The following is a 10,617-nucleotide window of genomic DNA, read 5'->3' as shown; positions in this document are numbered from 1 at the left end:
TAGGGAAGCTGCGATTAAGTGGTCCGCAGCTCCCGATATGACGCCCCAAACCGTCCTTTATCGACGTCCTGTGGCTCAATTTTCCAATTTTCAGCCCAAAATCGTCTCTTCGTGGCTGATTTTGGCCCTGTTTCAGGCCAATTTCCTCATTTCAGGTAGATCTCGCCTGTGCCCGTATCAATTGGTCAACTCGAACCAGGTTCGCCAGGGTGAATAACATCGCCAGTTGACTGTCATTTTTAGCCAGCCCTTTGTACCTGGCTTTGACGAAACCAAACTGACATTTTACTATCCGAAATGGATGCTCAACCTTCGCTCGGATACTCGCTTTCAGGTATTCGTAACGGATGGCCAGCTTGTTCTTGCGCGGGTGTTGCTTCAATGCATTCACTTTGCCGGGACGCTTGGCGATAAGCCAGTCTGCGCTGACATCGCTGAGCTCATCGCGCTTTTCGGCCCCCTGATAACCAGCATCGGCTGAGATAAACTCTTCATCGCCATGCAGTAACTTGCCAACCTGATTGAGGTCGTGCTCGTTAGCCGCCGTGGTCACCAGACTGTGGGTCAGGCCACTTTTGGCGTCCACGCCAATGTGCGCTTTCATGCCGAAGTACCACTGGTTACCTTTCTTGGTCTGGTGCATGTCTTCATCACGGCTGTTGTGTTTGTTTTTGGTAGAGCTGGGGGCTTGAATGATGGTGGCATCCACCAAGGTGCCCTGGGTCATTAGAACGCCACACTCTGCTAGCCAGTGATTAACGGTACTGAAGATTTTGCGGGCCAGTTCATGCTGCTCCAGCAAATGCCGGAAATTCATGATGGTAGTGCGGTCTGGAATGGCTTTATCCAGTGACAGGCGAGCAAATTGGCGCATGGAGGCGATTTCATAGAGGGCATCTTCCATGGCCTCATCGCTCAGGTTGTACCATTGCTGCATGCAGTGAATACGCAGCATGGTTTCCAGCGGATAGGGCCTGCGACCATTACCGGCCTTGGGATACACAGGCTCGATAACGCCAAGTAATTTGTCCCAGGGAAGCAAGTCATCCATTCTGCCAAGGAAAACTTCTTTGCGGGTCTGGCGGCGTTTACTGGAAAACTCACTGTCGGCAAAAGTCAGTTGCTGGCTCATCCGGTTACTCATTCTGGGTTCAGGTTACAACACGATGATCTCACATCTCGGACTTATTCGCACCTTCCTTAATAGAGGGGATTGGATTACCCCTGACCTATCCTCCCAACCTAACAGCATAAAGGGAGCTCTACCCGTTTGACTTTCCACACAGTTGCCGGATCTTGACTTGCCTCTATGATTGAAATCGCAATCTTTATCAACTCAAAAGGATCCTACCATGCTCAGTCTAGCCACAGTCTTTTTAGCGAACTCTCTCATGAACGGTGCTATACCACTCAACTATGAACACCGCGATTATAAATTGAAACAAGCAGAGATCTTTCTTAGAGATAGAAAAATATACGACCTATCCAACCTTCCCGTTGGCGTGATAGCAAAAGAAAGCTGGGGTTATAAAAAAGAGGACCTACGCAGTGAAAGCCAAAAAGTGATAGACCAGCTTTATATCGAACAAATAAGACAAATGCCCATCAATAACTTCGACTTTTCAAAAAGCGGCTTATCTTCCAATGAGGCTGACACCATGTACGGCAAACTGATGGGTAGGGCAGTATATGAAACCAAATACTCCCTTAAAGTATTGGATGTGATTGCGGTATACGGTTTACCAGCGAGTGTACTGCACAAGCAAGAATAAAATCAGATGCTAGTTGATCAGCGTTTACCGCTCAGAAATGAAACGTCATCCCTTCGTTGCTTTAAATTGCAGCAGCGATAGGGTCATGATTGAGGGTAAGTGGCACTTGATCGCTTCTGTTAGGGTCTGCAAGACAGTACTGAAGTCATCGAAGGGTGTTTGCTTAGGCTTATTTTCAAGCGCTGATCTATCGCACCGTTTCGGTATTAGAAAAGTCATTATTAAGTGATTAATTCAAGCAGAAACTACTGGACAAACAACCAGTATTTGATATATTGAAAGCTGTCTTTTTAACCAATACTTGCAATGTGCGGACTATTGGGAAATGAGGCGTTTCAGGTGCAGTTGCGGGTTTTCATAACCCGGTTAACCTGATAAAGAAGCAGTTGGGACAGGATGGCGGCAACCACCCTGCCCCGTACCGGCTGCAGAAGACTATTAACCTCACCCCAGCCGATGGCGAGATCTTAACGAATTCCATCGGATAGGGACAGATCTATTTGATGGAGACGATTATGGCTCATATTCGTATTCGCCCTAATGGGCGTATTCAGTTCGACCTACACCTCTACGGCCAACGCTTTCGTGAAGGCACTAAAATGATGGCCACCCCAAAAAACTTGGCCAGCGCTAAAGCCACCCTAAAGCAGATGAATGCTGAGATAGACTTAGGTAGCTTTCAGTACCGAGACTACTTCCCCAACAGTAAAAAAGTCGCTCTGTTTGAACAACTGCAACGGACGCGACATCCCGACCGTCAGTACCCTTTCTTTGATAACTACGCCAACCAATGGTTTGAACGCCAAAAGGCCAAGTGGAAAGAAAGTTATCAAGGCAGTGTTCGGAAAGCGCTGACAAAATATCTCATCCCAGAGTTTGGCAATACCTTAGTCAATGAAGTCAGTCTGACTCAAATTGATTTCTTTCGTCAGAAATTACTGGATATAAAGAAGGAAGATGGTACCAGGCAACTCTCCAATCGCCGCGTGAATAACATTCTGTGGCCACTCATCGCCATTACCAGCCTAGCATCTGAAGAGTTTAAGTTTGATTACCCACTGAGGCGTTACCGCTCCTTGAAAGAAGAAAAAGCAGAGTCTTACCCCATGACCATTGCCGAAGTGCGCTGCTTTCTTTCTGTGGTTCCTAAACAGTGGAAAGACTATTTCATTATTCGGTTTTGGACTGGAATGCGAAGCTGTGAGGTGCATGGATTGGAATGGGAACATATCGATTTTGAGCACCGATTGATCCGTATTCGACAAAACTGGGTCAACGGGGTGGTATGTGATGTGAAAACACCGAAATCTCGTCGAGATCTGAAAATGTGCGACACTGTGTATGATGCATTTAAGCGGATCAAAGCTGCCAATCGCTCAGGCAGTAATTTTGTGTTCACAGGGCCTTCAGGTACACCACTGCAAACCCACTATGTCAGTCGAAAATTATGGTACCCGACATTGAAAAGCGCGGGGTTAAAAAAGCGCCGCCCCTATGAAACCCGTCATACGGCTGCGGTATTACATATCGCTGCCCTTGAAAATCCACTCTACATATCGCAGCTGCTGGGCCACAGTGATACACGGTTACTGTTTGACGTCTACGCCCCTTATGTCGTAAATGCGTCTCGCAATGACGGCAACGCTTTTGATCAACTCATGAGCTCAGAAGCCGTCGCGTCGTAAATCCGCAATCAACTGGTTTATTCAATTGCTCACTGAAATTGAGTGGGCAATTGTTCCAGTTGGTTCCCCTCTCCCACCGAACACTAAATGAGTGGCTTGTACTTGGGTGGCGCAACCGACAAAGCTGACTGTTCAACGAGTCCTATGCAAAACATTGAAGCAAGCACTAATATCCATTGTCAGCAGTCTTAGCCAGTCGCTTTCTCAGCTCCCTCATGACTAATACAAACCTAGCACAGCTTTCCTTTACTAAGCCCTATGGGGTCACCAGTGAAAGTAAGTACTGACCATAGCTGTTTTTCAGCATAGGCTTGGCAAGACGATGAATATCCTCATTGGTCAGCCAGCCATTACGCCAGGCTATCTCTTCAAGACAAGCCACTTTTAGACCCTGCACAGTTTCTATGGTTTGAACAAAAGATGAAGCCTGCTGCAGACTGTCGAACGTACCGGTATCTAGCCAAGCAAAACCACGTCCCAATAATTCGACTTTAAGTTCACCGCGCTTTAAATAGGATTGATTAATTTCCGTGACTTCAAGCTCACCACGTTTTGAGGGCGTTAATCCTTTAGCGATGTCGACGACTTGATTGTCATAAAAATAGAGTCCGGTGACCGCCCAGTTAGATTTTGGTAAAACTGGCTTTTCATCGATTGCCAAGGGGGTGAAATCAGCATCAAACTCCACCACGCCAAATCTTTCTGCTTGGTCGACCTGATAGGCAAAGATAGTCGCCCCTACCGAATCTGCATTGCTGAGTTCAGCTACAGTCTGTTTCAGCGTGAGACTGAAACCCTGCCCATAAAAAACGTTATCTCCCAGCACCAAACACACGCTGTCGGTACCAATAAACTCCTCAGCAATGATAAAGGCCTGTGCGATCCCTTCAGGTTTTGGCTGTACTTGATAGGCAAGCGAAATACCAAAATCACTACCATCACCGAGTAAGCGCTGAAACAACATCTGTTCATCAGGGGTCGTGATGATCAAAATATCGCGGATCCCCGCCAGCATAAGAACAGAAAGCGGATAATAGATCATCGGCTTGTCATACACAGGTAGCAGCTGCTTAGATACGCCACGTGTGATGGGATATAACCGCGTGCCAGTACCACCGGCTAATAAAATACCTTTCACTATATCGCTCTCATTTAGTCTTAGCTTAAAGCTCTCATTAGATAATACATTACCCTGAAATGAAAAATGCCCACTTCGACAAGCCAAAGTGGGCATTAAAATTCGGACCTAGATTATTGTCCGAGCAAGTTCTCTAACTGATGACGAAACTCTTTACCCAGCTTTTCATTACGCAGGCCATACTCAACAAAAGCCGTCATATAACCAAGTTTGTCGCCACAATCATGAGACTTACCTGTCATATTGAAGGCTTCGACAGTGTCAGATTCAATAAGCATATCAATCGCGTCTGTCAATTGGATCTCATCCCCTGCACCAGCGGGGGTTTTAGCCAGCAAGTCCCAGATTTTTTCAGACAAAACGTAACGACCTACAACAGCAAGATTAGATGGGGCTTCACCAATGGCTGGCTTTTCGACCATAGCCTTAATGACTGATGATTCACCAGGTGCGATATCTACGCCACCACAATCGGCAATCCCGTATTTGTTTACTTCATCTAGAGCCACTGGCGCTACCATGATTTGGCTAGCTTGAGTCGCTTTATAATGTTTAATCATCGCAGCCAGGTTTTCGGAGCTTTGATCGGCACTATAGTCATCTAAGATCACATCGGGCAAAACGACTGCGAACGGATTGTTGCCTATACAAGGTTTAGCACAAAGCACTGCATGACCAAGCCCCTTAGCCTCGCCCTGACGAACATGCATAATGGTCACGTCTTTAGGGCAAATCGATTGCACCTCATCAAGCAGCTGACGCTTTACACGCTTCTCGAGCGTCGACTCAAGCTCGTATGAGGTATCAAAGTGATTTTCGATAGCGTTTTTACTGGCGTGAGTCACCAACACTATCTCTTTCACACCGGCTGCAACGCACTCATTCACTATGTATTGAATAAGCGGTTTATCAACAAGCGGCAACATCTCTTTCGGGATAGCCTTGGTCGCAGGAAGCATACGGGTGCCAAGTCCCGCTACGGGAATAACAACTTTCATAAAAAATACTCAAAAAAGAAAACTCCCCAAATAAAGAGGAGTTTTATTGGACTAAGAGCAAAATTAAGACACCAAAGGAATGACTTTATTGTCCTTAATGCCGTTGTTCTTACTATCTTGATTTTTCTGTAACCAGACTAAATCACAAATACCGTCAGTTGGACTAAACCCTGTTGGCGTAGAAAGAAGAATATCCCTTATCACTTCATGCTGGAATTCATGACAAGCTTTATCTAAACGCGCCAAGATCGCTTCAAGCTCAGCCCAATTTAAAAAGGCCTCATTGGCCGTCATGATGTGTTCATGCTCAGTACCGGTAACGTCGTCGCCAATCAGTAACTCTTCATAGAGCTTCTCACCTGGACGCAAACCTGAAAACTCAATGGCTATATCACCGTCAGGATGATTATCATCTTTGACTTCAAAACCACTCAGACGAATCATCTTAGCTGCCAAATCAACGATCTTCACTGACTTGCCCATATCGAGCACAAAGACATCCCCGCCTTTGCCCATAGCACCAGCTTGAATTACCAACTGAGAAGCTTCAGGTATGGTCATAAAGAAACGGGTAATTTCGGGATGCGTTACAGTAACAGGGCCACCATTTGCTATCTGCTTTCTGAATAGCGGCACAACAGACCCGGAAGAGCCCAAAACATTACCAAATCGAACCATACAAAAACGAGTAGCACTTCCTTTATCTGCTAATGCTTGAAGGACTAACTCCGCCATGCGCTTCGTTGTTCCCATCACATTCGTTGGCCTAACAGCCTTATCAGTACTGACTAACACAAATGTGTCAACATTTGCTGCAATGGCGGCGCGAGCAGTATATAAAGTACCAAACACGTTGTTACGCACACCTTCAACAACGTTATGCTCGACAAGGGGGACATGCTTATAGGCTGCAGCATGATAAACCGTTTGAACCTCGAAAGCTTCCATCACAGCTTGAACACGATTCTCTCGCTGTACAGATCCCATCATGGGATAAATCTTTACATCAAGAGATAACTCTTTTGCCATGGCATTAAGTTCGCGTTCAATGGAATAAAGTCCGAACTCAGACAATTCAAACAACACCAATTTCTTAGGTGACTGCTTTAAAATCTGCCTGCATAACTCGGAGCCGATTGACCCGCCGGCGCCGGTCACCATCACCACTTTGTTACGAATATTGGCTGCCAACAGATCAGCTCTAGGTGTAACACAATCGCGCCCGAGCAAATCATCGATTTCAACTTCTTTAATATCGCTATAAAGCTTATTGCCACTGACCAAATCCGCCATGGCTGGCAAGGTCAGCACTTGTACGGCTAACGACTCTAACTGCTCCAGAATAGCCTGGCGACGAGAGCGAGACGCACTTGGAATAGCGAGTAAGATTTTGGTCGCCGCTTTTTGCTTGATTAACTTGCGAATGATAGAAGGAGAATGAACATGAACCCCTTGGATAACTGTGCCGTGAAGCGTTTCATCGTCATCAACAAATGCAAACGGGTAATATTCATGGCTTTGTACCAGAGCAGTTAACAATTGTCTGCCACTGACACCCGCACCATAAATAATGACGGGTTCCCCAACACGCTTCATGCCAGACCCCACCATAGAGCGCACTATTGCCCTGGTGCCACCGATAAACACTAATGAAAATGCAGCATAAATTATTGGTACGGTTCGCGGCAGTTGCGCGTCAATATAAAAGGCAAAAAGCACCAACATGATGGTTGAGAGCATCACACCGACACCGATGGCCGTAAGAGCCTGCAAGCCCATGTAACGCAATACAGCACGATATAACCCAAGTTTTGCAAAACCCAGTAAGCTAAGAGGAACTACGATAAAAAGTAGCAGCCAATAATGGGTATTAGCCAGCACTGTAATGTCATCGATGCGCACGAGCAATGCAGCCCAAAACGCAAAACTGAGAAACAATGCATCAATGATAAGACTAACAACACGCTTATGCGTGCGCTTCAAACCAAACAAGCTTTGCAAAAAATCCATTTTTCGCTCCAAAAAATTTAAGTTCATAATGTACTACATCTTAAAGTACGGGACTCGACCACAATACAACAGCAAAGGCACTCATGTTATCACATCTATGGTGCCATAGGGATCACCATCGAAGCTTGTTACGAAGCGTACAGACTCCAAGTAGTAACGAATAATTCCCCTTGGAGAATAGACTACTTGAAGCTATCGCTTTTCGATTCCGAATTTAAAAATACATCATGAGATACTGAATTGTGCGATTATAGCAAACTAAGACAGTTTGCATCGGCAAGATTGTAGCAATAACACGGCAATACAGTATCTCTTCAAATAGATAGCACTATTTTACCGCATCACCACTACCACTACCTGTCACTGTCATCAATATATACTTGAAATAGTTTTTGATATTTAAGGTATCGATCATCTGCTTATCAATCTCAGCTAATAACTTAGGTGTAGACATATCAATGTTTTGTACTTGGGCTAAGCCAGTTATGCCTGGTAATACATCATATACACCTAGTGCATCTCGCTCTTTAATTAACTCTTCTTGATTAAACAAGTTAGGACGTGGTCCAACTAAACTCATTTCTCCTTTAACCACATTAATCAACTGTGGCAACTCATCAATTTTTGTCTTACGCAGGAAAGCACCAAGCTTAGTAATTGAAGCATTACTAGCAAGATGGCTAGCAACTGACTTAGTTTCAACAGACATTGTGCGAAACTTAATTAGTTTGAACGGTTTTTGATTTTTACCCACTCGTGTTTGCACAAAAATCGGCGACCCAGTATCAAACATGCCTATAATAGTCACGATCATTAATACAGGCCAAAGTAACAACAAGCCAAAAAAGGCTACGAAAAAATCAATAAGACGAATCATAGTAGCTCACTTATTTAAAAACATTGACTCTTCAATTGTATAAGGCGGTGTCCAATTCAATACTTCCAATAATTTTGAAGAATCTACTACAAAGTCACCAATTAGCAGTTCAGATTGACGAGATTTCCCGATAACCCTAAACAAAACCTTTAATAACCATACCGGAACAGGGAGTTGATATCTTTGGATACCCAATGACTTTGACAATAGCATGGTAAATTTACGAGTAGAGATTGGAGAAAGATCGGTTGCTGTAAAGACATGACCTCCTGCTAATGGGTGCTTAGCACAAACTACCAGTAAATCACAAAGATTATGCACTGAAATGAAATCTCTAGAGTTTTTAACCAAACCAAATGGCAAACAGGGTAATAATTTAATAGCTTTTAAAAGTAGATTAATATTTCCAGGAGCTTCGGCACCGTATACTAAGGCAGGTCTAACTATCACAATTTCCATACCTGTAGTTCTTCCAATCTCTAACAGTTCCTTCTCTACCTTCATCTTCAACTTTGATTGATAATTTAGGTTCTTTGCGTGATTCGCACAAGAAAGCGATGCAGTACTAACATAAACAAATCGCTTTACTGAATTTTTTGCTGCTGAAACTGCTAAATTTATAGCTCCTTGGTAATTAACAGCGTAAATTATTTCATTAGGAGCTTCATAATTGTGAGCGATCCCCGCTAAATGAATAACAGCGTCGATTGATTCAAAACAACCTTCCCAATTTGTATCCTTATCTAAGCTATCTATGTAAAAAAAATTACTATCGCTATCTAAATAACCGGTTCGGTGAACCTGCCTAAAGAATCTAGGATTTAACGACACCAAATTACGTCCAATAAAACCAGATGCGCCTGTTAATAATATTTTCAAAGTTCACCTTAAAGGTTAGATTCAAACAACCTAATGTATGACCTAGCTAAAGCGTCATACGAATACTTTTCCACAACTAAAGATTTAGAGTCATACTTTAAAGACTTTGATTTTTTAATTGTTAATAAATCCTCAATCTTATTTAAAAGATCACATTCTGAACTAGACATAAAAAACACTTCCACGCCAGCTTCCGCCATTGGGTTAAATGGAGCATCAAGACCATTTAGAATAGGCTTATTGAGCATCATGTAATCGAAAATCTTATTCGGAGAAATTCCATACTTATATATTTTTTTAGGCAACGCATTAATAAAAAGACAATCACATAAAGTCAAAAACTTTTCAACATAAAGTTTAGGAACAGGATCTACAAAATGCACATCGGTCAAGTTATTTTCCTGACAAAACTTAACTAACGAGTTTTTAACCCCACCATCGCCAACAATAACAACTCCTAAAGAAAATTTGTCATTTTCCTTGACTAGTTTAGCCACCTGCAATAGAGGCATCATGTTATTTGGCAGGCCAAGTGCCCCAGCATAACCTATTACAAAATCCATTTTTTTTAGTCTACGTACCAATTCATTTTTCGGGTAGTAGCTTGAATCATCTGATGTAACGTTTTGTTTATTTTCAACTTGATAGCCATTTGGTATGCAAAAAAACTTATATTCACTTAGCCCTTGACCTACTAAAAATTCTTTAGAGTTAGACAAAAGCGATACACAAATATCACAGTAACGATAACCAAATTTTTGACATAGATTCACCAAAATACAAAGGGGGTGAAACTTAGAAAGACCAACCAACTCTTGTAAACTTAAAGGCCATAAATCTCGCACTTCTAAAATAAACTTTGCCTTATATTTCTTTGCATAGAAAAAAGCAGCAAAAATATGAAATGGATGAGCTGTCGAAGCTATAATTACTTTTGGTTTTTCACTTTCAGCGAAGTTAAAAAAGTCTTTTAAAAACAATCGGTAACCGAATGAAAGCATATTCAATATTCGCCCGACACCATTGCCTTTATACTTAGGAGTCTTCACTAAAAAATAATCAACGCCATCAAACTTATTTACTCCTATAGCCCCAGAGTCAAAACTTGACAAATGATGATTAAGAGAGGAAATTATTGTAGTCTTATAACCTAAATCATTAAAGTTCTTCGCTAAATAGTAAGGACGGTAGGACATTCCAGTGGAATGGCTACCAGAATAAGGATGTATATACCATATGGACATCAAATACCTCAAAT

General features: G+C 43.0%; 9 protein-coding genes. 2 read left to right on the top strand and 7 right to left on the bottom strand.

Features of this window, described 5'->3' with window-relative positions; genetic code table 11:
- Positions 1–151 precede the first annotated feature (151 nt).
- Positions 152–1,132, bottom strand: a complete 981-nt coding sequence (locus ACMHXE_RS14430; RefSeq protein WP_000082736.1) for an IS5-like element ISEc68 family transposase — start codon at positions 1,130–1,132, stop codon at positions 152–154.
- Positions 1,133–1,352: 220 nt separating this feature from the next.
- Between ACMHXE_RS14430 and ACMHXE_RS14425 the strand changes: the two genes are divergently transcribed.
- Positions 1,353–1,772: a hypothetical protein gene (locus ACMHXE_RS14425; RefSeq protein WP_335909177.1), complete on the top strand. Its 420-nt coding sequence runs from the start codon at positions 1,353–1,355 to the stop codon at positions 1,770–1,772.
- 515 nt (positions 1,773–2,287) lie between these two features.
- Positions 2,288–3,457: a tyrosine-type recombinase/integrase gene (locus ACMHXE_RS14420; RefSeq protein ID WP_187575434.1), complete on the top strand. Its 1,170-nt coding sequence runs from the start codon at positions 2,288–2,290 to the stop codon at positions 3,455–3,457.
- Positions 3,458–3,713: 256 nt separating this feature from the next.
- Here the strand turns inward: ACMHXE_RS14420 and rfbA are convergent, their stop codons facing one another.
- From rfbA to ACMHXE_RS14390, 6 genes are all read right to left on the bottom strand, one after another.
- The gene (gene rfbA, locus ACMHXE_RS14415) at positions 3,714–4,595 is read right to left on the bottom strand and encodes a glucose-1-phosphate thymidylyltransferase RfbA (protein WP_251767140.1); all 882 of its coding nucleotides are present in this window, start codon (positions 4,593–4,595) and stop codon (positions 3,714–3,716) included.
- Positions 4,596–4,708: 113 nt separating this feature from the next.
- On the bottom strand, positions 4,709–5,593 hold the full coding sequence (gene galU / locus ACMHXE_RS14410) for a UTP--glucose-1-phosphate uridylyltransferase GalU (RefSeq protein ID WP_413732635.1): 885 nt from the start codon (positions 5,591–5,593) through the stop codon (positions 4,709–4,711).
- 63 nt (positions 5,594–5,656) lie between these two features.
- Positions 5,657–7,603: a polysaccharide biosynthesis protein gene (locus ACMHXE_RS14405; protein ID WP_413732633.1), complete on the bottom strand. Its 1,947-nt coding sequence runs from the start codon at positions 7,601–7,603 to the stop codon at positions 5,657–5,659.
- A 328-nt stretch (positions 7,604–7,931) separates the two neighbouring features.
- Complete coding sequence (locus ACMHXE_RS14400) at positions 7,932–8,480, bottom strand: sugar transferase (RefSeq protein WP_413732631.1); 549 nt, start codon at positions 8,478–8,480, stop codon at positions 7,932–7,934.
- Between the two features lie 6 nt (positions 8,481–8,486).
- Positions 8,487–9,359 (bottom strand): NAD-dependent epimerase/dehydratase family protein, encoded by an 873-nt coding sequence (locus ACMHXE_RS14395; protein WP_413732629.1) that lies wholly within the window; start codon positions 9,357–9,359, stop codon positions 8,487–8,489.
- Between the two features lie 8 nt (positions 9,360–9,367).
- The gene (locus ACMHXE_RS14390) at positions 9,368–10,603 is read right to left on the bottom strand and encodes a glycosyltransferase family 4 protein (RefSeq protein ID WP_413732627.1); all 1,236 of its coding nucleotides are present in this window, start codon (positions 10,601–10,603) and stop codon (positions 9,368–9,370) included.
- Positions 10,604–10,617 lie beyond the last annotated feature (14 nt).

The organism is Shewanella sp. BJSY2023SW007 (genome assembly GCF_047314525.1).
Classification (GTDB): Bacteria; Pseudomonadota; Gammaproteobacteria; order Enterobacterales; family Shewanellaceae; genus Shewanella; species Shewanella chilikensis.
The sequence above is the reverse complement of the archived record's forward strand: the minus strand, read 5'-3'. Positions and strand labels throughout refer to the sequence as shown.